Source organism: Ideonella paludis (assembly GCF_018069865.1).
Lineage (GTDB): Bacteria > Pseudomonadota > Gammaproteobacteria > Burkholderiales > Burkholderiaceae_C > Ideonella > Ideonella paludis.
In genome coordinates, this window is the sequence record NZ_JAGQDG010000007.1 from 292,164 (window position 1) to 316,838 (window position 24,675).

The following is a 24,675-nucleotide window of genomic DNA, read 5'->3' on the forward strand; positions in this document are numbered from 1 at the left end:
AACGTGACGCACAAGCTTTTCGGTGTGACCATGGCGGCCTCTATGACCCTGATGTGCGGGGTGGCTTTCGCCCAAAAGGGTGAGACCGTCAAGATCGCCTGGATCGACCCGCTGACAGGCCTGATGGGCCCTGTGGGCAACAACCAGGTCAAGAGCTTCCAGTTTGTGGCTGAGCGCTTCAACAAGAACAACTCAGCTGGCGTGAAGTTCGAGATCATCCCCATCGATAACAAGCTGAGCCCGGCCGAAACGCTGAACGCCTTGAAGTCGGCCATCGACCAAGGCGTGCGCTATGTGACCCAGGGCAATGGTTCGGGCGCCGCTGCGGCGCTGGTTGAAGCCGTGGCCAAACACAACGAGCGTAACCCTGGCAAAGAGGTGCTCTACATCAACCACTCGGCGGTGGACCCTGACCTGACCAACAGCAAGTGCAACTACTGGCACTTCCGCCTGGACGCCGACACCTCCATGAAGATGGAAGCGCTGACGACCTTCATGAAAGATCGCCCGGAGGTCAAGAAGGTCTATCTGCTGAACCAGAACTATGCCCACGGCCACCAAGTGGCCAAGTACGCCAAGGACATCCTGCCGCGCAAGCGCCCCGATGTGCAGTTCGTGGGTGAAGACCTGCATCCCTTGGCCTCGGTGCGCGACTTCGCGCCTTATGTGGCTAAGATCAAGGCCTCGGGCGCCGACACCGTGATCACTGGCAACTGGGGCTCTGACCTGTCGCTGCTGGTCAAGGCGGCCAATGATGCTGGCTTGAACGTCAACTTCTACACCTATTACGCGGGCGTCACCGGCACCCCGACGGCCTTGGGCCCGGCGGCCGCCGGCAAGGTCTTCCAAGTCTCTTACATGCACTCCAATATGGACGGCGTGGCAGGTGAGATCATCTCGGGCTTCAAGGCCAAGTACCCCGATGCCGACTGGTACACCGGCTCGACCTATCACATCTATGCGCTGCTGAGTGACGCGATGGCCAAGGCCAAGTCGACCGACCCCGTCAAGGTGGCCGCCGCCTTGGAAGGCCTGAAGACCAAGAGCTTCAACGGCGAGGTCGAGATGCGAAAGACCGACCACCAGTTGCAGCAAACGCTCTACATCTCGACATGGCAGAAGGTCGATGCCAAGAACAAGTACAGCGTGGAGAACACCGGCTACACCTTTGCGCCGGTCAAGACCTTTGAGCCTTATGTCTCCAGCACGCCCACGTCTTGCCAGATGAAGCGTCCGGGCTGAGCCCCGCTTCAAGACAAGTAAGCTGTGGCGACCAGGGCCTGTCGGTGACGGGCCCTTTTTTTCGCGGGCACCCATGCAAATTGACCAAATCCTGATCAACCTGCTCAACGGCCTCAGCTCCGGCCTGCTGCTGTTCATGCTCAGCTCCGGACTGACGCTGATCTTCAGCATGATGGGCGTGCTGAACTTTGCCCATGCCAGCTTCTACATGCTGGGCGCTTTCGTCGCCTATACGGTGACGGGCTGGCTTAACTTCACGGCCGCCTTGATCCTGGCCCCGCTGATCGTTGGGGCCTTGGGCGCCTTGTTCGAGCGCGGTGTGCTGCGCAAGGTGCACAAGTATGGCCATGTGCCCGAGCTGCTGGTGACCTTCGGCCTGTCCTATGTCGCGCTCGAAGTGGTGCAGCTCATCTGGGGTCGCATTCCCTTGAACTTTGAGCCCCCCACCTGGCTGCAAGGCCCCGCCTTCACGCTGATCCAACGCACGGGCCAAGGCCTGAGCGTGGTGGCGGGTTTGGCCAGCCCTGAGATGTGCCAAAGCGTGGGCGACATGGTGGTGCAGTGCACGCGCTTCCCGATGACGCGGGCCTTCATGATGATGGTGGCCGTGGGCATGTTGGTGGCCTTGTGGTTGTTCATCACCCGCACCCGCATTGGTTTGGTGATTCAAGCCGCGCTGACCCACCCCGAGATGGTGGAGTCCTTGGGGCACAACGTGCCGCGGGTTTTCATGCTGGTCTTTGGCGCGGGCTGCGCACTGGCCGGTTTGGCGGGGGTGATTGGGGGCGTGACCTTCGTGACCGAGCCCAATATGTCTCACATCGGCCCCATCATTTTTGCGGTCATCGTCATTGGGGGCATGGGCTCGCTCAGCGGGGCTTTTGTGGGCTCGCTGGTGGTGGGCATGTTGCAGACCCTGCCGCTGACGGTGGACTCCTCTTTGGCCGATGCCTTGCGCAGCATGGGGGCTGTGGTCACACCGGACACCGTGGGTTATCCGATTTTGCGGATCACCCTGTCTCAGGTCGCCCCGATCCTGCCTTACCTCTTGTTGGTCTTGATCTTGATCTTCCGCCCCAAGGGCTTGTTGGGCACGCGGGAGGAATGACACCATGAGCCGAAATACTCTGGCCGAGAACCGGCCCGCCTATCACTTCAAGCCCTGGAATGTGGGGCGCTGGATCATCTGGGGCGGCTTTGCGCTGGTGCTGCTCTTTGCGCCGCTGCTGTGGACCAGCAGCCTCGCCCAGACCATGCTGAGCCAGATGGGCATCGCCATCATCGTCTGCCTGGCCTACAACATGCTGTTGGGGCAGGGCGGCATGCTGAGCTTTGGCCATGCCGTTTACAGCGGCTTGGGCGCCTATCTCGCCATCCATGCGCTGAACAAAATTGGCGGCGGCTGGTGGCTGCCGGTCAGCTTGGTGCCGGTGGTCGGCGGCCTGGCCGGCATGGGCTTTGCCATCTTGCTGGGCTATGTGTCCACCAAGAAGGCCGGCACCACCTTTGCGATGATCACCTTGGGCCTGGGCGAGTTGGTGTTCTCCATGTCGCTGATGCTGCCGGAGTTCTTTGGCGGTGAGGGCGGCATCTCCAGCAACCGGGTGGTGGGCGAGAAGGTCTGGGGCATCAGCTTTGGGCCGCAGATCCAGGTCTACTACCTGATTGCCGTGTATTGCTTCATCTGCACAGCGGCCATGTTTGCACTGACCCGCACGCCGCTGGGCCGCATGCTGAACGCTGTGCGCGACAACCCCGAGCGCGTGGAGTTCATTGGCTACTCCACCCGGCATGTGCGCTACATCGCCTTCATTCTCTCGGGCTTTTTTGCCGGCATCAGCGGCGGCCTGTCGGCCATCAACACCGAGATCGTGAACGCTGAGGTGGTGGGCGCGGCGCGTTCCGGGGCTTACCTGCTCTTCGTGTTCTTGGGCGGCGCCACCTTCTTCTTCGGCCCCATCATTGGTGCCGTGTTGATGGTGTTTGCGCTGGTCTTGCTCTCGGAGTGGACACAAGCCTGGCAGCTCTACCTGGGCCTGACCTTTGTGCTGATGGTCATGTACGCGCCGGGTGGCTTTGCGGGGCTCATCATGATGAACCTGCGGGTGGCGTCGTTTGGCAAGCTGGGTAAGCTTTGGACCGCTTACTTGGCGCTTGGGGGCGCTGGCCTGGCGGTGTTGGTGGGCTTCTCGGCCATGATCGAAATGGTCTTTCACCTGCAGCTCAACGCGGCTCTGGGGGCGGAAGTCCCCTTCATGGGCGCCACGCTGAATGCCTTGGGCAAAGACGCTTGGGTGGGCTCTGTCTTTGTGGTGCTGACGGGCTTAGGCCTGTTTGAGGTGGCACGGCGCCAGTTCAATCTGCAGTGGGGCGAGATCCAAGAGGAGATCGAGAAAGAAATCAAACGTCGGGAGACCCTGTGATGCGTGCCCCATCCTCCACCCCTGGCAGCTTTGCGCTGGAGCTGCGCGATGTGCGCAAGAGCTTTGGCCGCACCGAGATCATTCGCGGCGCAAGTTTGCAGGTCAAGCCCGGCGAGCGCGTGGCCATCATCGGCCCCAACGGCGCGGGCAAGTCCACCTTGTTCAACCTGATGAGCGGGCGCTTCGACATCAGCAGCGGGGAGATCCTGCTGCATGGCCGGCGCATTGATGGCAAAAAGCCCTTTGAGATCGCTCGCATGGGCCTGGCCCGCAGCTTTCAGGTCAGCAACCTGTTCACGCGCTTGTCGGTGTTCGAGAACATCCGCTGCGCGCTGCTGTGGTCCATGGGTCAGCGCTATGCGTTTTGGCGCTTTTTGGCCGACCTGAAAGAGGTGAACGAGCGGGCCGATGAAGTGCTGGAGATGATCCGCCTGGACAAGCGCCGCGATCAGATGGCCATGAACCTGACCTATGCCGAGCAACGCGCACTGGAGATCGGCATCACCATTGCCGGTGGCTCAGACGTGATCTTGCTGGACGAGCCGACAGCGGGCATGAGCAAGAGCGAGACCAAGCGCTTTGTGCAGCTCATCCGTGAGGTGACCGAAGGCAAAACCCTGCTGACCGTGGAGCACGACATGGGCGTGGTCTTTGGCTTGGCCGATCGCATTGCCGTGCTGGTTTATGGCGAAGTGATCGCCTTTGACACCCCGGAAGCCGTGCGCGCCAATCCGCGCGTGCAAGAGGCCTATCTGGGCTCGGTCTTGGCAGAAACCCAAGCGGCGGAGGCGCAGGCATGACACTCAAGCTTGAGAACGTACACGCTTATTACGGCAAGAGCCATGTGCTGCATGGTGTGGGTTTGACGGTGGGCGAGGGCGAGATCGTCAGCCTCTTGGGCCGCAATGGCTCGGGCCGCTCCACCACCGTGAAGGCCATCATGGGCTTGGTCGATGCGACCGGCTCCATCCAGTTCAAGGGCCAAGAGCTGGTCGGCCAAAAGGCCTTTGAGATTGCCCATCGCGGCGTGGGCTATGTGCCGGAGAACCGCGACATCTTTCCCAAGCTGACCGTGCACCAAAACCTGTTGCTGGGCAAAAAGGGCGGCCAAAAGCAGGGCCGTTGGGACTTTGATGACATGTACCAGCTCTTCCCCCGCCTCAAAGAGCGCCAGCACACCGAGGCGGGCGTGCTCTCGGGTGGCGAGCAGCAAATGCTCACGCTCTGCCGCACCCTGATGGGCGACCCAGACCTGATCATGATCGACGAGCCCACAGAAGGCTTGGCGCCCAAGATCGTGGAGTTGGTGGCCGAATACCTGCGGGAGTTGAAGCGGCGCGGCATCAGCGTGCTGCTGGTGGAGCAAAAGCTCACCATCGCGCTGGAGGTTTCCGAGCGCTGTTTGGTGATGGGCCACGGCCGCATCGTCTTTGAAGGCACGCCCACGGCGCTGAAGGCTGACAGCTATGTGCGCAAGGAATGGCTGGAGGTGTGAGGCCTGTGGCGTCGCGTGTTGCAGCCTCACCTGGATGCGCACCCTGCCTTAGTGTTAACAGGCCCTAGTGTTAACCCTAGATGGCGGCTGTCCCCCCAGAGACAGCAGCCCTGCTCAAGCGATCCTAGAATCGCACGATCGTTCTATTTTTGTCGACACCTCATCAAGGGACTCCTCATGAGCGCGAGCTACGAGATTCAGGACGGCGTGGCCGTCATCACCCTGAGCAACCCGCCGGTCAACGGCCTGGGGTATGAAACCCGCAAGGCCGTGGCAGAAGGCCTCGCCCGCGCGCAAGCCGACGCGAGCGTGAAGGCCATCGTGCTGACCGGCGCGGGCAAGGCTTTTTCTGGCGGCGCGGACATCAAAGAGTTCGGCTCACCCAAGGCCCTGGCCGAGCCCAATCTGCTCTCACTCATCCGTGCGGCAGAGTTGTGCACCAAGCCCATCGTGGCAGCCGTGCACAGTGTGTGCATGGGCGGTGGGCTGGAGCTGGCCCTGGGCTGCCACTACCGCGTGACCTCCCCGGGAGCGAATGTGGCCTTGCCCGAGGTCAAGCTGGGCCTGATCCCGGGTGCCGGTGGCACACAGCGCCTGCCCCGTGTGCTGGGGGTGGAGACGGCGCTGAACATGATCGTCAGCGGTGAGCCGGTCAAGAGCGAGGTGCTGGCGGGTATCCCCGGCCAGAAACTGTTTGACAAGCTGATCGACGGCGACCTGATGGCCGGGGCCTTGGCCTTTGCCCGCGAGGTGGCCGATGTGCGGCCGCTGCCGCTGGTGCGCGACATGAAGGTCAAGCACCCGAACGCCCATGCCTATTTTCAGTTCGCCCGCAACACCGTGGGCGCGATGGCCAAGAACTACCCCGCCCCGCGCAAGTGCGTGGACGCGGTGCAGGCTTCGGTGGACAAGGCCTTTGACGCCGGCATGGCTTTTGAGCGCGAGACCTTCATCAACCTGATGTGGACGCCCGAGTGCAAGGCCTTGCGCCATGCCTTTTTTGCCGAGCGCGCCACCAGCAAGATCCCGGATGTGCCGGAGGACACGCCCACCCGCGCCGTCAACAAGCTGGCGGTCATTGGGGCCGGCACCATGGGCGGCGGCATTGCGATGAACTTCTTGAACGCCGGCATCCCCGTGGTGATGCTGGAGCAAAAGCAAGAGGCGCTGGACCGCGGTGTGGCCACCATCCGCAAGAACTATGAGTCTCAGGTCAAGAAGGGCAAGCTCAAACAAGATAAGTACGAGCAGCGCATGGCCCTGCTCAGCACCACGCTGAGCTACGCCGACCTGGCCGATGCCGACATGGTGATCGAGGCGGTGTTTGAAGACATGGCCGTCAAGAAGGCGGTGTTCGAGCAACTCGACGCGGTGATGAAGCCGGGCGCGATCTTGGCCTCCAACACCTCCACCCTGGATGTGAACCAGATCGCCAACTTCACCAAGCGCCCGCAAGACGTGATTGGCACCCACTTCTTCAGCCCCGCCAATGTGATGAAGCTGCTGGAAGTGGTGCGCGGTGCGGCCACCGCCAAAGACGTGCTGGCCACCGTGATGCAGTTGGGTAAGAAGATCCGCAAGACCTGCGTGGTCTCCGGCGTGTGCGATGGCTTTATTGGCAACCGCATGATCGAGCAGTACAGCCGCCAAGCCGGCTTCTTGCTGGAAGAGGGCTGCACCCCGGCCCAGGTGGACCGCGCGGCCGAGAAATTCGGCTTTGCCATGGGCCCCTTCCGCATGGGCGACTTGGCCGGTAACGATGTGGGCTGGTACATCCGTAAGCGCCGCTATGTGGAAAAGCCCAACCTGCGCTACAGCAAGACCGCTGACCTCCTGTGCGAGAAGGGCCGCTTTGGCCAGAAGACGGGCGCTGGCTGGTACGACTATCAAGCCGGCAAGCGCGACGCCATCCCGAGCGCCGAGGTCGAGCAAATGATTGCCGACCACCGGGCTTCACTGGGCATCACCCCTCGCAAGATCAGCGACGACGAGATCGTGCACCGCCTGGTGTTCTCGCTGGTCAACGAGGCCGCGCGTTTGCTGGAAGAGGGCATCGCGCTTCGGGCCTCGGATGTGGACATGGTCTACCTCACCGGTTATGGCTTCCCCATCTTCCGCGGCGGCCCCATGTGCTATGCCGACACCTATGGCCTGTTCAACGTGGTGCAGATGATGAAGACCTATGCCGCCAACCCCCTGGACGATGGCGAGTTCTGGCAACCCGCGCCGCTGCTGCTGAAGCTGTTGGCCGAAGGCAAGAGCCTCGTCTAAGGAGAAGATTCATGACCCAAGCTCTGATTGTTTCTACTGCTCGCACTCCTCTGGCCAAGAGCTGGAAGGGCGCCTTCAACATGACCCACGGTGCCACCCTGGGCGGCCATGCCGTCAAGGCGGCTGTCGAGCGCGCAGGCATTGCGCCGGACGCCATCGAAGATGTGCTGATGGGCTGCGCCAACCCGGAAGGAGCCACCGGCGCCAACATCGCGCGCCAGATCGCGCTGGCGGCCGGCCTGCCCGTCACAGTGAGTGGCGTCACTGTCAACCGGTTTTGCTCCAGCGGCTTGCAGACCATTGCCATGGCCTCGCAGCGCATCATCGCGGGCGAGGGCGACGCCTATGTGGCCGGCGGGGTGGAGAGCATCTCGTGCGTGCAGCAAGAGATGAACCAGCACATGCTGGCCGACCCGGCGCTGATGAAGCTCAAGCCCGAGATCTACTGGAACATGCTGCAAACCGCCGAGAACGTGGCCAAGCGTTACGGCATGCCCAAAGAGCGTATGGACGAGTACGGTGCCCGCAGCCAGCAGCTGGCCTGTGCCGCGCAAGAGGCCGGCAAGTTCAACGATGAAATCGCCCCCATCACCGTGACGGCCGGTGTGGCCGACAAAGTGCTGGGCCTGCGCAGCCAGCAGGTCACCGTCAGCGTCGACGAAGGCCTGCGTGCTGGCACCACGCTGGAGGCGGTGCGTGGCATCCGCACGGCGCTGCCCGGTGGTGTGGTCTCGGCCGGCAATGCCAGCCAGTTCAGCGACGGGGCCGGCGCCTGCGTGGTGGTCAGCGAGGCCTTTGCCAGCCAGCATGGACTCAAGCCCTTGGGCCGCTTCCTGGGCTTTGCGGTGGCGGGCTGCGAGCCCGATGAAATGGGCATCGGCCCGGTGTTCGCGGTGCCCAAGGTGCTGAAGCGCCTGGGGCTGACGGTGGCCGACATCGACCTCTGGGAGCTGAACGAAGCCTTTGCGGTGCAGGTGCTGTATTGCGCCGACAAACTCGGCATTCCCATGGACAAGCTCAACGTTAACGGCGGCGCCATCGCGCTGGGCCACCCCTACGGTGTCTCGGGCCAACGTCTGACCGGCCATGCGCTGATCGAGGGCAAGCGCCGGGGCGCCAAGCGGGTCTGCGTGACCATGTGCATTGGCGGCGGCATGGGCGCGGCTGGGGTGTTTGAAGTCCTCTAAAGCGGCCCCATGAACACGCTGGAGCGCTTTCGGCACTTCCTGGCCCAGGCCCCGTTCATGCGGGACTTGGGCGTGGAGGCGCTGGCCCTGAGCCCGGGCCGGGTGACGACAGCGCTGACACTGCAGCCCCGCTTTTTGCAGCACACGGGCCAAGCGCATGCCGGGGTGCTGGCCACGCTGGCTGACCACAGCATGGGCTCAGCCGCGCAGACGCTGGCGCCTGACGATCATTGGGTTGTCACCGCCGAGCTGAAGACCAGCGTGCTGCGCCCCGCCAAAGGCGAGCGCTTGGTCTGCGAGGCCTGGGTGCTCAAACCCGGCCGCATGCTCAGCTTCACCGAGGCCGAAGTCTTTGCCGAAGACGCCCAGGGTGCGCGCACCTTGGTGATGAAGGCTTCGGCCACCATGGCGGTCACTGCCGCTGCACGCTACTCCACCCCACCGCAGGCTTGATGACGATGCGCGCTTGGCTAGACTTTTTGCTTTACGACTGGCTGAAGGCCGAGCAGCTTTGCAGCCGCCCGCGCTTTGAAGACCATGGGCGCGAGACCTTCAGCCAGGTGCTGGACACCTGCGAGCGCATTGCACGCGAGAAGTACGCACCCTTCAATCGCTTGGTCGATACCCAGGAGCCTCACTTTGATGGCGAGCGGGTCACGCTGCCGCAGGCCACGCACGAGGCCTGGGCGGCTTATGCGGGCTCGGGCATGTTGGCGGCGGCCCAAGACTACGAGCTGGGCGGGATGCAGCTGCCCTACACGGTCGAGGCGGCCGCCAACGCGTTCTTTGCTAAAGCCTCGGTCAGCATCAATGCCGGCTTGCTGACGGTGGGCAATGCCAACTTGCTGATGGCCCATGGCACCCCGCTGCAGCAGCAGGTGTTTGCGCACCGAGAGTTCAAGGGCGAGTGGGCGGGCACCATGTGCCTCTCCGAGCCGCAGGCGGGCTCAGGCCTGGCCGATGTGGCCACCCGGGCCGTGCCGGATGGCGAAGGCTCTGCGGACGATCCCTTAGGCCCGCGTTATCGCCTGTTTGGCAACAAGATGTGGATCTCGGCCGGTGAGCATGAGCTGACCGAGAACATCGTGCACCTGGTGCTGGCCAAGATCCCCGGCCCCGACGGCAAGCTGGTGCCGGGCACCCGTGGCATCTCCCTCTTCATTTGCCCTAAGCATTTGGTGCGGCCGGATGGCCAACTGAGTGGTGAGCGCAACGATGTGGCCCTGGCTGGGCTGAACCACAAATGCGGTTGGCGCGGCACCACCAACACCTTGCTGAACTTTGGTGAAGGCCGCTGGCAGCCCCAGGGCGCGCCAGGGGCCGTGGCCTATTTGGTGGGCCAGCCGGGCCAAGGCCTGGCCTGCATGTTCCACATGATGAATGAGGCCCGCATTGCCATTGGCATGGCGGCCACGATGCTGGGTATGGCCGGTTACGAGGCCTCACTCGCCTACGCCAAAGACCGCAAGCAGGGCAGGGCGCTCAGTCAAAAGGATCCAAGTAGTCCGCCCGTGGCGCTGATCGAGCATGCCGACGTCAAGCGCATGCTGTTGGCCCAAAAGGCCTACAGCGAAGGGGCGCTGGCGCTGATGCTTTACTGCGCCCGTTTGGTGGACGAGCAGCACACGGGCACCCCCGAGGCCGCCGCCGAAGCGGCTTTGTTGCTGGAGGTGCTCACCCCCATTGCCAAGAGCTGGCCCAGCGAATGGTGCTTGGAGGCCAACAGCCTGGCCATTCAGGTGCATGGGGGCTATGGCTACACCCGCGACTTCCCCGTCGAGCAGTACTGGCGCGACAACCGCTTGAACATGATCCACGAAGGCACGCACGGCATCCAGGCCTTGGACTTGCTGGGCCGCAAGGTGGTGATGCAGGGCGGCGCTGGTCTGAAGCTGCTGGCCACCCGCATCAACCAGACCATCGAGGCGGCATTGCAGCAGCCGGCATTGGCCCTGTACGCCAACAGCCTGGCGCAAGCGGTGCAACGTTTGGGCGCCGCCACCAAGGCGGCCTGGGCCACAGGCCAGCCTGAAGATGCCCTGGCCAATACGACGCCTTACTTGCAGGCGGCGGGCCATGTGGTGCTGGCCTGGATGTGGCTGGATGTGGCCTGCTCTGCTGGGCAAGCACCGGCGGACAGGCAGGCCGGCATTCTGGCGGCGACGCGTTATTTCCACCTCTATGAGCTGCCCAAGGTCGGGCCCTGGCTGGAGGTGGTGGCCAGCCGTGAAGCGGTCTGCCGTGACATGCAGCCCGAATGGTTTTAATGCAAGGAAGCCTCATGACGACTTCGGTATTCAAGCTGATGGATTTAACGGGCCGCACGGCCCTGGTCACGGGCGGCTCGCGCGGCCTGGGCCTGCAGATGGCCCATGCGCTGGGTGAGGCCGGCGCCAAGGTCCTGCTCAGCTCGCGCAAGGCCGAAGACCTGGAGCAGGCTGCGGCCGAGCTGCAGGCCGCCGGCATCGATGCCCGCTGGATCGCGGCCGACGCCAGCCGGCCCGAAGACGCGCAGCGCCTAGTGGCCGAGACCATGGAGCGCTTGGGCCGGATCGACGTGCTGGTCAATAACGCCGGCGCCACCTGGGGCGCGCCGGCAGAGCAGCATCCGCTGGAAGCCTGGGACAAGGTGATGAACCTGAACATCCGCAGCCTCTTCGTCATCAGCCAAGCAGTGGCCAAGGCGTGGATGATTCCGCAAAAGAAAGGCCGCATCATCAATGTCGCCTCCATTGCGGGCCTGGCCGGCAACCCCTCCGAGATGACCACCTTGGCCTACAACACCAGCAAGGGTGCGGTGGTCAACTTCACCCGTGCGCTGGCCGGGGAATGGGGCCAGCATGGCATCACCGTCAATGCGCTGGCGCCAGGATTCTTCCCCAGCAAGATGACGCGCGGCACCTTGGAGCGGCTGGGGGCCGAGGCCTTGTCGGCCCGTGCACCGCTGCGCCGGCTGGGGGATGACGAGGACTTGAAGGGCGCGACCTTGTTGTTCGCGTCGGATGCGGGCAAGCACATCACCGGCCAAATCTTGGCCATCGATGGTGGTGTCTCGGCCATCATTGCGGGGTGAGCGCGCTTTGAGCTCCAAACTGAAGTTTCCTGTCCATGTGCCCTTTGTCGAGCGACTGGGTCTGGAGCTGCATGGCTGTGCGAATGGCCAGTCGGAGCTGCGGGTGGACCTGCAAGAGAGCCACCTCAACTCTTGGGAAGTGGCGCATGGCGGCGTGATGATGACCATGTTGGATGTGGCCATGGCCATGGCCGCTCGCAGCGACCACCTGGACGGCCCGGGCGTGGCCACCGTCGAGATGAAGACCAGCTTTATGCGGCCGGGCGAGGGCGAACTGCGCGCCTTGGGCCACCTGCTGCACCGCACCGCCACCATGGCGTTTTGTGAAGCACGGGTGCTGAACAGCGAGGGCGAGTTGTGTGCCCACGCCACCGGCACCTTTAAGTACCTGCGTGCCCTGCCTGGCAAGGGCCGCAGCCTGAAACCTCTGCAACGATCGGAATGAGCATGAGCACTGTGAACCGTCAAATCGTCTTGGCCTCTCGCCCCACGGGTGAGCCGACTGTCGACAACTTCAAGCTGGTGGAGGCCGCACTGGCGCCTTTGGCTGAGGGTGAGGTCTTGGTGCGTAACCATTACTTGAGCCTCGACCCCTATATGCGCGGCCGCATGAACGAGGGCAAGAGCTATGCCCAACCTCAGCCCCTGGGCGAGGTGATGATTGGCGGCACGGTGGGCGAGGTGGTGGAGTCGCGCAACGCGCACTTCAAGCCCGGTGATGCCGTGGTGGGCATGGGCGGCTGGCAAGAGTATCTGCGGGTCAATGCCGACCAACGTGGCGTGCTGCAAAAGGTGGACACCACCCACATTCCGCTCTCGGCCTATTTGGGGGCCGTGGGCATGCCCGGCGTGACGGGCTGGTATGGCCTGACCCAGATCATCAACCCCAAGGCCGGTGAAACCGTGGTGGTCAGCGCCGCCAGCGGTGCGGTGGGCGGTGCGGTGGGCCAGTTGGCCAAAGCGCGCGGCTGCCGCGCCGTGGGCCTGGCCGGTGGCCCCGATAAATGTGCCTACGTGGTCAATGAGCTGGGCTTTGATGCCTGCATCGATTACAAGCAGCACCCCGATGTGAAGTCGCTCTCTAAAGCGCTGAAGGAAGCCTGCCCAGACGGCATTGACGGCTACTTTGAAAACGTGGGCGGCATGATTTTGGACGCCGTGATGCTGCGGGCCAATGCCTTTGCGCGCGTGGCCATGTGCGGCATGATCTCCGGCTACAACGGCGAGCCCATCCCGATGAGTGCGCCTCAGCTGATTCTGGTGAACCGCATGCGTGTGGAAGGCTTCATCGTCAGCGAGCACATGGAGCTTTGGCCTCAGGCTTTGAAGGAGTTGGGCATGCTGGTCGCGACAGGCAAGCTCAAGTACCGCGAAACGGTGGCGGACGGCATTGCCGCCGCGCCGCAAGCCTTCTTGGGCCTGCTCAAGGGCAAGAACTTTGGCAAGCAGTTGGTCAAGTTGGTTTGATGCTGCAGCCCTCTGACATCCAATGGCAGCATGCCCGCTTTGAGGCGCTGAGCCTGCAGCAGTTGTATGCGCTGCTGCAATTGCGGGCTGAGGTCTTCATCTTGGAGCAAGGGCCTTATCAAGACCTGGACGGGCTGGACCAGCACAGCGTCCACTTGATGGGCTGCGCGCCAGACGGACGGATGCTGGCCTATTTGCGCATCGTGGAGGCGGGGCACAAATACGAGGAGCCGTCCATCGGCCGCGTGGTGTGTGCCCTGGCCACACGGGGTACGGGCCTGGGGCGCGAGCTGGTGCGGCGGGGCGTGGCCCTGTGCGATGCGCTCTACCCAGGTCAGGCCAACCGCATCAGCGCGCAAGCCCATTTGCAGGCGTTTTACCGCGGCTTTGGCTATGAGCCTTGTTCAGAGATTTACAGCGAAGACAACATCCCCCACATCAAGATGTTGAGGCCGGCTGGCCCCTCCATCCCTTCACCCTGAGGAATCGTCGCATGAAGACATTTACTGGTCGTGTGGCCGTCATCACTGGTGCGGGCTCCGGCTTTGGCCTGGAGTTTGCGCGCAAGGCGGCGAGCCTAGGCATGAGGCTGGTGATGGCCGATGTGCAAGCCGACGCCTTGGAGGCGGCGGTGGCTGAGATGCGCGCGCTGGGGGTGGAGGTCATGCCCTACCGGCTCGATGTCTCCAAGGGCGAGCAGGTCGAGGCCATGGGCCGCGAGGTGTTTGCGGCCTGGGGCGCACCGCACCTGGTCTTCAACAATGCTGGCGTGGGGGCCGGCGGCTTGATCTGGGAGCACACCGCCAAGGACTGGGACTGGGTGGTGGGCGTCAACCTGATGGGCGTGGCGCACGGGGTGCGCGTCTTCACGCCCATGATGCTGGAGGCTGCCGCGCGAGATGCGGCGTATGAAGGGCACATCATCAATACCGCGTCCATGGCGGGCCTGCTGAATGCGCCGAACATGGGCGTCTACAACGTCACCAAGCATGCCGTGGTGTCGCTGAGCGAAACCCTCTACCAAGACCTCGCCTTGGTGACGGATCAGGTCACCGCCAGTGTTCTGTGCCCTTACTTTGTGCCGACAGGCATTCACCAAAGCCACCGCAATCGGCCGGCTGAGATGCGGGAGTCCGGCCAGCGCCCGACCAAGAGCCAACTCATTGCCCAAGCGATGAGCGACAAGGCGGTGACCAGCGGCAAGGTCTCGGCCCAACAGGTCATCGGCTTTGTGTTTGAGGCGGTGGCGGAGCGACGCTTCTACATCTACAGCCACCCACAGGCCTTGGGTGGTGTGCAGACTCGCTTGGAAGACATCATGGGCCCCCGCAACCCGACTGACCCGTTCAGAGAGAGGCCGGAATTGGGTGAGCGACTGAAAGCGCAATTGCGGGAATAGTCGACAAAGCCACGCGAAAGTGTGGGGCCGCAGATGAAAGTCATTGGCTTGACGCGGTGGGACTGCACAGCCTTGAACTGACCTTGAGGTGGTGCTGGCGGCCGGACGCTACAGTGAAGTCTGGCACGATGTCGTCTGATCCTTTGGCTCAGGCGTTGGACGAGGCAAGCTGCTCGCTCAAGCGGGACGGCGGCCTTTCTGGAGGAACCCCCATGCGCACTTCTTTGACCGCCCCTTGGGCACGCACGGCTCTGCTGGGCATGACGGCTCTTGCGGCTGTGGCCCAGGCCCAAGCCGCAGGCTGGAACGACGATCGCAATGCACCAGTGGTGGTGTATGAACACGCTGGCGGCGCGGGCCGCGCTCTGAATGTGACGGGCAATATGCCCAACTTGGATGCGGTGGGCTTCAACGACGAGATTTCTTCGATCGAGGTTCGTCGGGGCCAGTGGCTGTTTTGCGAACATGCGGACTTTCGCGGTAAGTGCATCACCTTGGGGCCAGGGCGCCACAGCATTGAAACGTATTTCAATGATGCGATCTCCTCCATCCGCATGGCCGATGGCGGCAACAGCGGCTGGAACAACAATGGCGGCTGGAGCACAGGCAATGTGATGGGAGCCGTCACCATCTACGAGCACATTGACTCGGGCGGACGCTCTTTAGCGGTCAATGGGCCGATGACGGATTTGTCTCGCAATGGCTTCAATGACAGCGTCTCATCCGTCGATATTCGGCAAGGCTCTTGGCAGTTTTGCTCTGATGCCGATTTTGGTGGTCGGTGCATCACCTTGGGCCCGGGCCGACACAACATTGACGCATTGATGAACGACGAGATCTCCTCCATCCGCCAGGTCGCCGGCAACGGCGGGTATGGCCAAGGTGGTAGCTATGGCGGTTCCGCCGCGGTCACGCTGTACCAGCACATCGACTTCCGGGGCAGCTCAGCCCAGATCAACGGCGCGGCTGTCGATCTCTCTCAGCAAGGTTTCAATGACCAGGCGTCTTCCATTGAAGTTCGCTCGGGACGCTGGGAGTTTTGTATGGATGCTAACTTTGCCGGCCAGTGCTTTGTGCTGGGCGTCGGCCGCCATGCGGTGCCCTCGCAATTCAACGACAAAATATCATCCGTGCGCCCTGTCGGAGTGGCGATGGACAACCGCACGCCTACCCCCGCCGGCAATCGCCGCAACGAGACTTTTGACATCAAGTTCTAATCACACCCACCTTCGCAAGCGCCAAGCTTTGAAGCCTCCTTGATGGAGGCTCAGCACCTTTGCAAACGAGATGCTTTGAAGCCTCCTGGACGGAGGCTTCAGCGCTTCTGGCACACTCCCGCGCTTCGCGACTCTTTCAGACCTGCCTGTGTTGGACAAGATTCTGTTGCAGATTGCGGCCGAGCTTAAGGTTCGTCCCGCCCAAGTCAATGCCGCTGTCACGTTGCTGGATGGCGGGGCTACGGTGCCCTTTATCGCGCGCTACCGTAAAGAGGCCACTGATGGCCTGGATGACATTCAGCTGCGTGAGCTAGAGGCCCGCCTGGGCTATTTGCGCGAGCTGGAAGAGCGCCGTGAGGCGGTGCTCAAGAGCATTGACGAGCAAGGCAAGCTGACACCCGAACTGCGCGCCGCCATTGAGCAAGCCCCCACCAAGCAAGAGCTGGAAGACCTCTATCTGCCCTTCAAGCCCAAGCGGCGAACCAAGGGCATGATTGCCCGTGAGGCGGGCTTGGAGCCTTTGGCTGACAAGCTGTTTGCAGACCCCAGCCTCGACCCTCACACCGAGGCCGCGGCCTTTGTGAATGCCGACGCCGGCTTTGCCGACGCCTTCGCGGTGCTGGATGGTGTGCGAGACCTGCTCTCCGAGCGCTGGGCTGAAGATGCGGCCTTGGTGGGCAAACTGCGTGAATGGCTGTGGGACGAGGGTTTGCTGAAGTCCAAGCTGGCCGAGGGCAAGGACGAGAACAACCCCGATGTGGCCAAGTTTCGCGACTACTTTGACTACGACGAGCCCATCCGCACCGTGCCTTCCCACCGGGCTTTGGCCGTCTTCCGGGGCCGCACGCAAGAGCTGCTGGATGTGAAGCTGGTGCTGGACGAGGAGCTCGTGCTCGGCCAGCCCGGCTTGGCCGAGGGGCGCATTGCCCGACATTTGGGCTGGGCCCATGCCAAGCGCCCTTCAGATGAATTGATTCGCAAGTCGGTGGCTTGGGCCTGGAAGGTCAAGCTCAGCATGAGCTTGGAGCGCGACCTCTTCAGCCGCTTGCGCGAAGAGGCTGAGAAAGTGGCCATCAAGGTGTTTGCCGAGAATCTGCGCGACCTGCTGCTGGCCGCGCCGGCGGGCAAGCGCGTGGTGATGGGCTTGGACCCTGGCATCCGCACGGGCGTGAAGGTGGCCGTGGTGAGCGACACCGGCAAGGTGCTGGACACCCACACCGTCTACCCGCATGAGCCGCGCAAGGATTGGGAAGGCTCTATCCACACGCTGGGGCGCCTGTGCGCCACACATGGTGTCAACTTGATCGCCATTGGCAATGGCACCGCTAGCCGCGAGACCGACAAGCTGGCGGGCGACCTGATCAAGCGCATTCAACAGTTGGCGCCCGGCACTCACATTGAAAAGGTGGTGGTCTCAGAGGCGGGGGCGTCGGTGTATTCGGCCTCTGAGTTTGCGTCCAAAGAGTTGCCCGATCTGGATGTGAGCCTGCGCGGCGCGGTGTCCATTGCAAGGCGCCTGCAAGACCCGCTGGCGGAGTTGGTGAAGATCGACCCCAAGAGCATTGGCGTGGGCCAATATCAGCATGATGTGAACCAGAGTGAGCTGGCGCGAACCCTGGATGCGGTGGTCGAAGATTGCGTGAACTCGGTGGGCGTGGACTTGAACACCGCCTCGGCGCCGTTGCTGGCGCAGGTCTCGGGCCTCTCGAACGCCGTGGCAGGCAGCATCGTGCGCTGGCGTGAGGCCAATGGCCGCTTCAAAAACCGCCAGCAGTTGTTGGACGTGGCCGGCCTGGGTGCCAAGACCTTCGAGCAGGCTGCAGGCTTCTTGCGCATTCGCGATGGCGACAACCCGCTGGACCTCTCTGGCGTGCACCCCGAGACCTACCCGGTGATTGCCAAGATCAGCGCGGCGGCGAGGCGGCCGGTGGCCGAGTTGATCGGCAACAGCGATGTCATCCGCAAGCTCAAGCCTGAAGCCTTTGCCGACGACAAGTTCGGTGCGATCACGGTCAAGGACATCTTGGCCGAGTTGGAGAAGCCGGGACGCGACCCGCGCCCCGACTTCAAAGTGGCGCGCTTTAACGACGGTGTTGAGGACATCAAGGACTTGACCGAAGGCATGGTCTTGGAAGGCACGGTCAGCAATGTGGCCCAGTTTGGCGCCTTTGTGGACCTGGGCGTGCATCAAGACGGGCTGGTGCATGTCAGCCAGTTGGCCAATAAGTTCGTCAACGATGCGCGTGAGGTGGTCAAGACCGGGGACATCGTCAAGGTCCGCGTCTTGGAGGTGGACTTGGCGCGCAAGCGCATCTCGCTGACCATGAAGCTGGATGCTGCACCGGCCCCCAAAGGCGGCGCAGGTGCGCGCGGCGACAACAACTACCGGCCAGCGGCGCGCCACGAGCGCCAGGAACGAGGACACGGTGGCGCACGTCGCGACGAGGCTGCCGCGCCCAGCGCGATGGCGGCGGCCTTTGCCAAGCTGCAAAAGCGCTGAGGCATGACAGGGGCCGTGCGTGCGCTGAGGGTGTTGGCCGGGCCTGCGGCCCTGCAGCACTTGCGCGAGCACGGCCTGCGCCCGGCGGACGTCGGGGTGATCCCGGCGGCGGCCGGTGGGCCCAAGGGGCTCATCTTGAACCCGCTGGATCGCTTCATCTTTGGGCATTGGTTGCCAAAGTCCCGCCAGGTTGTTCACCTCTTGGGCGCCTCGATCGGCTCGTGGCGCATGGCGGCGGCCACCTGTCCTGATGCGGATGCCGCATTGGCGCGCATGGCGGCAGACTACATCGCCCAAGACTACCCGCATTCACCGGGCAAGCCCCCCACGGCCGCGGTGGTCAGCGAAATTTTTGGCGCCAAATTGAGTGAGCATTTCCAATCCTTGGCGCCGCAGATGTTGACTCACCCTCGTCTGCGCCTGCATGTGTTCACCAGCCGGGGCCGCCATCTGCTGCGCCGCGAGGGCAAGCTGCGCACGCCTCTGGGCTATGGCGGTGCCTTTGTCAGTAATCTGCTGGGGCGGCGCGGCCTGGGGCATTGGCTGGAGCGGGTGGTGTTTTCGGACCCGCGTGACCCGTTGCCGCTGCCGCTCAACGACTTCCGCACACGCGAACTCGCACTGACCGAAGACAACCTCTGCCCCGCGGTGTTGGCCAGTTGCTCCATACCGTTTTGGCTCAAGGCCGTGCAGGACATCCCAGGCGCACCGGCGGGGGCGTATTGGGATGGTGGCATCACCGATTACCACCTGCATCTGCCGTACCGGCGCATGCTGAACAGCCAAGCGCCCTTGGTGCTCTACCCGCACTTTCAGCCCAGCCTGGTGCCCGGTTGGTTGGACAAAATGCTGCCGCGCCGCCATGCCGCGACTGCGGCGCTGGACAACGTCATTGTGCTGGCGCCTCGGCCTGAGTGGATTGCCGGCTTGCCAGGCGCGAAGCTGCCGGACCGCGAGGACTTCAAAGCCTTGGGCGATGAGGTAGCGACGCGCATGCAGCGCTGGCGGGCAGCGGTGGCCCAAAGCCAGCAATTGGCGGACGAGTTTGCCCAGTGGGTGGATGGCGGCCCTTCGCCTGAGATAGAGCCGCTGCGTTAAGGCGCGTAAAGCTGGGTCGCGGCGTCGGCTTGGCCCTCCCGCGAGACGTTCTTTCTTGCAAGGCCAGCCTTTTGTGCTGGCGCTTTGTCGAGAGGAATTTCCCCATGCGCTCTTCCGCCACCGTCATTGTTGCGTCCGTGCTCTTGCTGTCTTTGCTGGGCGGATGCGCGCACCGGCGTGCGCCGTCGTATGAAGAGTCGCCGACGTGGTCAGGCTCTCGTGTTGAGGGCAGCAGCTACGGCGTGATCAGCAGTATCGAGACCGTCGACGCGCGCCAGAGCACTACGGGGGCGGGGGCGGTCATTGGCGGTGTGGCCGGTGCGGTCTTGGGGCGCCAGGTCGGCTCGGGCAACGGGCGCACAGCAGGCACGGTGTTGGGGGCCGTCGGTGGAGCCCTGATCGGCAATGAGATTGAAAAGCAGCAGGCGAACACGCAAGACCGCTATCGTTTGGTCATCCGCCTGGATAACGGCGCGACCCGCGCCTACAACGTGGCCAATCTGGAGGGCTGTCGCGTGGGTGACCGGGTGCGGCTGGACGGGCAGGGCATCTACAGGCCCTGAAGCCAGGCGCTGTTCCTGTCAGTGTGATGCCCAAGACGCCCGTTACAATGGAGCCCTTCTGCATCCCACCAAGAGATTGAGAAAGGCGCGACGGGTTATGACACCGCGAACTACGACCACCTTCTGTAAGGAATAGTCGGCCGCGGCATTGGCGCATCACCTGCATTCATGCCCTTCAACAGCGCGGCCTTCCATGCCGCGCTGTTTTGCTTTTGGCCTGCCCATGTGAGGCGCCCAGAACTCACCGCAGCAACGCGACTCAGCCGGCACCCCCTGCACCCACCTATGTGGAGAGACTTCAATGATCAAAATTACCCTGCCCGATGGCTCGCAACGTGACTATCCGGCCCCGCTGACGGTGGCCGAGGTGGCGGCTTCGATTGGCACCGGCCTGGCCAAAGCGGCCCTGGGCGGCAAAGTAGGGCGCGGCGACGCCGCTCGTTTGGTGGATACCAGCTACTTGATCGAGGCCGACGAGTCCCTGGCCATCATCACCGACAAGCAGCCCGAAGGTTTGGAGTTGATCCGCCACTCCACGGCTCACTTGTTGGCCTATGCGGTCAAAGAGCTGTTTCCGGATGCCCAGGTCACCATTGGCCCGGTCATTGAGCACGGCTTTTATTACGACTTCTCCTACAAGCGCCCCTTCACGCCGGAGGACCTGGCCGCCATCGAGAAAAAGATGAGCGAGTTGGCCAAGAAGGACGAGCCCGTGGTGCGCCGCGTGCTGCCGCGTGACGAGGCGGTGGCGCACTTCAAGAGCATCGGCGAGGCCTACAAGGCGGAGATCATTGGCAGCATTCCGGCCGATCAAGAGGTGTCGCTCTACCGCGAAGGCGCTTTTGAAGACCTCTGCCGCGGCCCCCACGTGCCCAGCACAGGCAAGCTCAAGCACTTCAAGCTGATGAAAGTGGCGGGTGCCTACTGGCGTGGCGACCACCGCAATGAAATGCTGCAACGCATTTACGGCACGGCCTGGGCCAGCAAGGAAGACCTGCAGCAGCACCTGACCATGCTGGAAGAGGCCGAGAAGCGCGACCATCGCAAGTTGGGCCGCGAGTTGGACCTGTTCCACATCGACGATCACGCGCCGGGCGTGGTCTTCTGGCACCCCAAGGGCTGGACGGTGTGGCAAGAGGTGGAGCAGTACATGCGCCAGGTCTATCGGGACAATGGCTACCAAGAGGTCAAAGGCCCGCAAATCCTGGATCAGGGCCTGTGGGAGAAAACCGGCCACTGGGGCAAGTACCGCGAAAACATGTTCGTGACGGAGTCCGAGAAACGCGACTACGCCTTGAAGCCCATGAACTGCCCAGGCCACATCTTGATCTTCAAGCAGGGTTTGAAGAGCTACCGTGACCTGCCACTGCGCTACGGCGAGTTTGGCCAGTGCCACCGCAATGAGCCCAGCGGTGGCTTGCACGGCATCATGCGCGTGCGGGGCTTTACCCAGGACGACGGCCACATCTTTTGCACCGAAGACCAAGTGCAGGCCGAGGTGCAGGCCTTCACGACCTTGTTGAAGAAGGTCTATGCCGATTTCGGCTTCACCAACATCATCTACAAGCTCTCCACGCGGCCAGAGCAGCGCATTGGCAGCGATGAAAGCTGGGATAAGGCTGAAGCCGCGCTGGCAGAAGGTTTGCGGGCGTCAGGCTGCGACTTTGAGTACCTGCCGGGCGAGGGGGCCTTCTACGGCCCCAAGATCGAGTACACGCTCAAAGATGCGCTGGGCCGCCCCTGGCAGTGCGGCACGATCCAGATCGACGCCAACCTGCCCGAGCGCCTGGATGCCGATTTTGTGGGCGAAGACGGCAACCGCCACCGCCCGCTGATGCTGCACCGCGCCATTGTGGGCAGCTTGGAGCGCTTCATCGGGATTTTGATTGAGCAGCATGCCGGCGCCTTGCCGGTTTGGCTCTCGCCGACCCAGGTGGTGGTGTCCGCCATCACCGACGCCCAGCAAGATTACGTGCGGGAAGTGGTGAAAACGCTGCAAAAACAAGGAGTTAGGGCTCAGGCTGATTTGCGCAACGAGAAAATCACCTATAAAATCCGTGAGCATTCCATGCAAAAGGTCCCGTACATCCTTGTCGTAGGTGACAAAGAGAAGGCAAGCGGGGCTGTTGCGGTGCGCGCCCGAGGCAATCAAGACCTGGGTGTGATGTCCCTGAGCGACTTCCAAAGCAAGCTCGCCGCCGACATTGCCTCCAAGGCCTAAGGTCCTCGGCTTTTTTGCGTCTCCGCTTTGCTTTATTTTTGTTTGGCGCGTTGACTTGCCTGCGCGCAGTTTGAGGGGTTTGCACCATCGCTACTTTTGCTGACCGTCGGGTACCCAATGTCGAGCGTAAGCACCGACTGAACCGCGAAATCACTGCACTGTCTGTGCGCCTGAACGGCGTGGACAACGAGCCTTTGGGCATCGTGAGCATTCAAGATGCGCTGCGTCTGTCTGCAGAGCACGACGTGGATCTGGTCGAGATTGCGGCTCAGGCAGACCCCCCGGTGTGCCGACTGATGGACTACGGCAAGTTCAAGTACCAAGAGCAGAAAAAGGCCGCCGAAGCCAAGTCCAAGCAAAAGGTCATCGAGGTCAAGGAAGTCAAGTTCCGCCCCGGTACCGACGATGGTGACTACAACATCAAGATGCGCAATCTGCGGCGATTCATCGCTGAAGACGGCGATAAGGGCAAGGTCACGCTGCGCTTCCGGGGCCGCGAGATCACCCACCAAGACATCGGCATGCGCATGCTTGAACGCATTCGCGACGAGTTGGCGGATGTGGCGGTGGTCGAGCACATGCCCAAGCTCGAAGGGCGCCAGATGATCATGGTGCTGGCGCCGAAGAAGAAGTCTTAAAGAAGTTTTCTCAGGTTTCACGCCTCGGTCTGGTCACCGGGGTGATGAAGAAAAGCCGCTGCAGGCTTGTCAAGTGCACCACCACCGGTGGGGCCGCCCAGCAGAGGTCACTTAAAAGGAGCAGTCATGCCCAAAATGAAGACCAAGAGCAGCGCGAAGAAGCGCTTCCGCGTCCGCCCCGGCGGCACCGTCAAGCGCGGCCAAGCCTTCAAGCGTCACATCTTGACCAAGAAGACCACCAAGAACAAGCGCCACCTGCGTGGTGCAGCCAATGTGCATGAGACCAATATGGGTCACATCGCTCAAATGCTGCCCTTCGCTGGCCTGTAATCCACCAAGACTAAAGGAGTAATCACATGCCTCGCGTCAAACGTGGTGTTACCGCACGTGCTCGTCACAAGAAGATCTTGGCCCTGGCCAAGGGTTTCCGTGGTCGTCGTAAAAACGTCTTCCGCATCGCCAAGCAGGCGGTGATGAAGGCGGGGCAATATGCCTACCGCGACCGCCGCACGAAGAAGCGTGTTTTCCGTCAACTGTGGATCGCCCGTATCAACGCTGCAACGCGTGGTCTGGGTCTGACCTACAGCAAGTTCATCGCCGGCCTGAAGAAGGCTCAGATCGACCTGGACCGCAAGGTGCTGTCGGACATGGCGATTCACGATCCGGCCGCTTTTGCAGCCATCGTCGACAAGGTGAAGGCCCAGCTCGCTTGATCCCCTTGAAGCCTGAGTCAGCATGCTGACCCAGGCCTCAAGTTCACGAAGGCCGACACCTTGGGTGCGGCCTTTTTTCATTTCTCCCTTTTGTTTTGCTGACTCTTCATGAGCGACCTTGATCAATTGGTGGCCACGGCCCGCGCTGACTTCGATGCCGCAGCCAACCCCGCCGCCCTGGAAGATGCCAAGGCCAAGTACCTGGGCAAGGCTGGTCGTGTGACCGAGCTGCTCAAAGGCCTGGCCGCACTGTCGCCTGAAGAGAAGAAAACCCGAGGCGCGCAGATCAATGTGGTCAAGCAGCAGATCGAGTCTGCGCTGACAGCCCGCCGCCAAGCCTTGGCCGATGCCGAGCTGCAGATCCAGCTCAAGGCCGAAGCGCTGGACGTGAGCCTGCCGGGCCGGCAGTCAGGCTTGGGTGGCCTGCACCCGGTGTCACGCACCATGGAGCGGATCGAAGCGATCTTTGGCTCCATGGGTTTCGATGTGGCGGATGGCCCCGAAATTGAAACCGACTGGATGAGCTTCACGGCATTGAATAACCCGGAAAATCACCCGGCGCGTTCCATGCAAGACACCTTCTATGTCGATATGAAGGACGAAGGTGGCCGGTGGTACAACCTGCGCCCGCACACCAGCCCTATGCAGGTGCGCTATGCACGCGCCCACGCGGCGAAGCATGCGGCCCAGATGGCGCAAGGCCAAGCCATGCCCGAGATCCGCGTCATCGCCCCAGGCCGCACCTACCGTGTGGACAGCGACGCCACCCACTCGCCCATGTTCCACCAGTGCGAAGGCCTGTGGATTGGCGAGAACGTCAGCTTCAAGGACTTGAAGTCGGTGTTCACCGATTTCTTCCGCACCTTCTTTGAAACCGATGATCTGGATCTGCGTTTCAGGCCATCGTTCTTCCCCTTCACCGAGCCTTCGGCCGAGGTGGACATCGCCTTCTCCTCAGGCCCGCTGAAAGGCCGTTGGTTAGAAGTGGCCGGCTCCGGCCAAGTCCACCCGAATGTGGTGCGCAACTTCGGCTTGGACCCAGAGCGCTACATCGGCTTTGCCTTTGGCATGGGCCCCGACCGCCTGACCATGCTGCGTTACGGTGTGAATGATTTGCGTCTGTTCTTTGATGGAGACCTGCGCTTCCTCAGCCAATTCCGCTGAGCCC

23 protein-coding genes are annotated in these 24,675 nt (G+C 62.6%); all 23 read left to right on the forward strand.

What is annotated here, in order from left to right:
• Window positions 1-30 precede the first annotated feature (30 nt).
• The 23 genes from KAK11_RS18325 to pheS all read left to right on the forward strand — a co-directional run bounded on the left by KAK11_RS18325 (window position 31) and on the right by pheS (window position 24,671).
• Window positions 31-1,242: a branched-chain amino acid ABC transporter substrate-binding protein gene (locus KAK11_RS18325; protein WP_246499149.1), complete on the forward strand. Its 1,212-nt coding sequence runs from the start codon at window positions 31-33 to the stop codon at window positions 1,240-1,242.
• A 73-nt stretch (window positions 1,243-1,315) separates the two neighbouring features.
• A complete protein-coding gene (locus KAK11_RS18330; RefSeq protein WP_210810786.1) occupies window positions 1,316-2,350 on the forward strand; it encodes a branched-chain amino acid ABC transporter permease in 1,035 nt (344 codons plus the stop codon).
• A gap of 4 nt (window positions 2,351-2,354) precedes the next feature.
• Window positions 2,355-3,665: a branched-chain amino acid ABC transporter permease gene (locus KAK11_RS18335; protein ID WP_210810788.1), complete on the forward strand. Its 1,311-nt coding sequence runs from the start codon at window positions 2,355-2,357 to the stop codon at window positions 3,663-3,665.
• On the forward strand, window positions 3,665-4,465 hold the full coding sequence (locus KAK11_RS18340) for an ABC transporter ATP-binding protein (protein WP_210810789.1): 801 nt from the start codon (window positions 3,665-3,667) through the stop codon (window positions 4,463-4,465). The genes KAK11_RS18335 and KAK11_RS18340 overlap by 1 nt, the downstream gene beginning before the upstream one ends.
• Window positions 4,462-5,160 carry an ABC transporter ATP-binding protein gene (locus KAK11_RS18345; protein WP_210810790.1) on the forward strand — a complete coding sequence of 233 codons (699 nt, stop codon included), beginning with the start codon at window positions 4,462-4,464 and terminating at the stop codon, window positions 5,158-5,160. The genes KAK11_RS18340 and KAK11_RS18345 overlap by 4 nt, the downstream gene beginning before the upstream one ends.
• A gap of 177 nt (window positions 5,161-5,337) precedes the next feature.
• On the forward strand, window positions 5,338-7,431 hold the full coding sequence (locus KAK11_RS18350) for a 3-hydroxyacyl-CoA dehydrogenase NAD-binding domain-containing protein (protein ID WP_210810791.1): 2,094 nt from the start codon (window positions 5,338-5,340) through the stop codon (window positions 7,429-7,431).
• Between the two features lie 11 nt (window positions 7,432-7,442).
• A complete protein-coding gene (locus KAK11_RS18355; RefSeq protein ID WP_210810792.1) occupies window positions 7,443-8,618 on the forward strand; it encodes an acetyl-CoA C-acyltransferase in 1,176 nt (391 codons plus the stop codon).
• Between the two features lie 9 nt (window positions 8,619-8,627).
• Window positions 8,628-9,071 (forward strand): PaaI family thioesterase, encoded by a 444-nt coding sequence (locus KAK11_RS18360; protein ID WP_210810793.1) that lies wholly within the window; start codon window positions 8,628-8,630, stop codon window positions 9,069-9,071.
• The gene (locus tag KAK11_RS18365) at window positions 9,071-10,885 is read left to right on the forward strand and encodes an acyl-CoA dehydrogenase (RefSeq protein ID WP_210810794.1); all 1,815 of its coding nucleotides are present in this window, start codon (window positions 9,071-9,073) and stop codon (window positions 10,883-10,885) included. The genes KAK11_RS18360 and KAK11_RS18365 overlap by 1 nt, the downstream gene beginning before the upstream one ends.
• 14 nt (window positions 10,886-10,899) lie before the next feature.
• Complete coding sequence (locus KAK11_RS18370) at window positions 10,900-11,691, forward strand: SDR family oxidoreductase (RefSeq protein WP_210810795.1); 792 nt, start codon at window positions 10,900-10,902, stop codon at window positions 11,689-11,691.
• Window positions 11,660-12,136, forward strand: a complete 477-nt coding sequence (locus KAK11_RS18375; protein WP_210810796.1) for a PaaI family thioesterase — start codon at window positions 11,660-11,662, stop codon at window positions 12,134-12,136. The genes KAK11_RS18370 and KAK11_RS18375 overlap by 32 nt, the downstream gene beginning before the upstream one ends.
• A gap of 2 nt (window positions 12,137-12,138) precedes the next feature.
• Window positions 12,139-13,158, forward strand: coding sequence for an NADP-dependent oxidoreductase (locus tag KAK11_RS18380; protein ID WP_210810797.1), 1,020 nt, complete (start codon window positions 12,139-12,141; stop codon window positions 13,156-13,158).
• Window positions 13,158-13,640, forward strand: a complete 483-nt coding sequence (locus tag KAK11_RS18385; RefSeq protein ID WP_210810798.1) for a GNAT family N-acetyltransferase — start codon at window positions 13,158-13,160, stop codon at window positions 13,638-13,640. The genes KAK11_RS18380 and KAK11_RS18385 overlap by 1 nt, the downstream gene beginning before the upstream one ends.
• An 11-nt stretch (window positions 13,641-13,651) precedes the next feature.
• The gene (locus KAK11_RS18390) at window positions 13,652-14,557 is read left to right on the forward strand and encodes an SDR family oxidoreductase (RefSeq protein WP_210810799.1); all 906 of its coding nucleotides are present in this window, start codon (window positions 13,652-13,654) and stop codon (window positions 14,555-14,557) included.
• Window positions 14,558-14,769: 212 nt separating this feature from the next.
• Window positions 14,770-15,774: a beta/gamma crystallin-related protein gene (locus KAK11_RS18395; protein ID WP_210810800.1), complete on the forward strand. Its 1,005-nt coding sequence runs from the start codon at window positions 14,770-14,772 to the stop codon at window positions 15,772-15,774.
• Between the two features lie 151 nt (window positions 15,775-15,925).
• Window positions 15,926-18,274 (forward strand): Tex family protein, encoded by a 2,349-nt coding sequence (locus KAK11_RS18400; RefSeq protein ID WP_210810801.1) that lies wholly within the window; start codon window positions 15,926-15,928, stop codon window positions 18,272-18,274.
• Window positions 18,275-18,277: 3 nt separating this feature from the next.
• Complete coding sequence (locus KAK11_RS18405; protein ID WP_246499131.1) at window positions 18,278-19,372, forward strand: patatin-like phospholipase family protein; 1,095 nt, start codon at window positions 18,278-18,280, stop codon at window positions 19,370-19,372.
• Between the two features lie 104 nt (window positions 19,373-19,476).
• Complete coding sequence (locus KAK11_RS18410) at window positions 19,477-19,935, forward strand: outer membrane lipoprotein (RefSeq protein ID WP_210810802.1); 459 nt, start codon at window positions 19,477-19,479, stop codon at window positions 19,933-19,935.
• A gap of 301 nt (window positions 19,936-20,236) precedes the next feature.
• Window positions 20,237-22,156: a threonine--tRNA ligase gene (gene thrS / locus KAK11_RS18415; protein ID WP_210810803.1), complete on the forward strand. Its 1,920-nt coding sequence runs from the start codon at window positions 20,237-20,239 to the stop codon at window positions 22,154-22,156.
• An 86-nt stretch (window positions 22,157-22,242) separates the two neighbouring features.
• Window positions 22,243-22,794 (forward strand): translation initiation factor IF-3, encoded by a 552-nt coding sequence (gene infC / locus KAK11_RS18420; protein ID WP_210810848.1) that lies wholly within the window; start codon window positions 22,243-22,245, stop codon window positions 22,792-22,794.
• A gap of 126 nt (window positions 22,795-22,920) precedes the next feature.
• Window positions 22,921-23,124, forward strand: coding sequence for a 50S ribosomal protein L35 (rpmI, locus tag KAK11_RS18425; protein WP_210810804.1), 204 nt, complete (start codon window positions 22,921-22,923; stop codon window positions 23,122-23,124).
• Window positions 23,125-23,150: 26 nt separating this feature from the next.
• Complete coding sequence (rplT, locus tag KAK11_RS18430) at window positions 23,151-23,507, forward strand: 50S ribosomal protein L20 (RefSeq protein WP_210810805.1); 357 nt, start codon at window positions 23,151-23,153, stop codon at window positions 23,505-23,507.
• A 108-nt stretch (window positions 23,508-23,615) separates the two neighbouring features.
• A complete protein-coding gene (gene pheS / locus KAK11_RS18435; RefSeq protein ID WP_210810806.1) occupies window positions 23,616-24,671 on the forward strand; it encodes a phenylalanine--tRNA ligase subunit alpha in 1,056 nt (351 codons plus the stop codon).
• Window positions 24,672-24,675 lie beyond the last annotated feature (4 nt).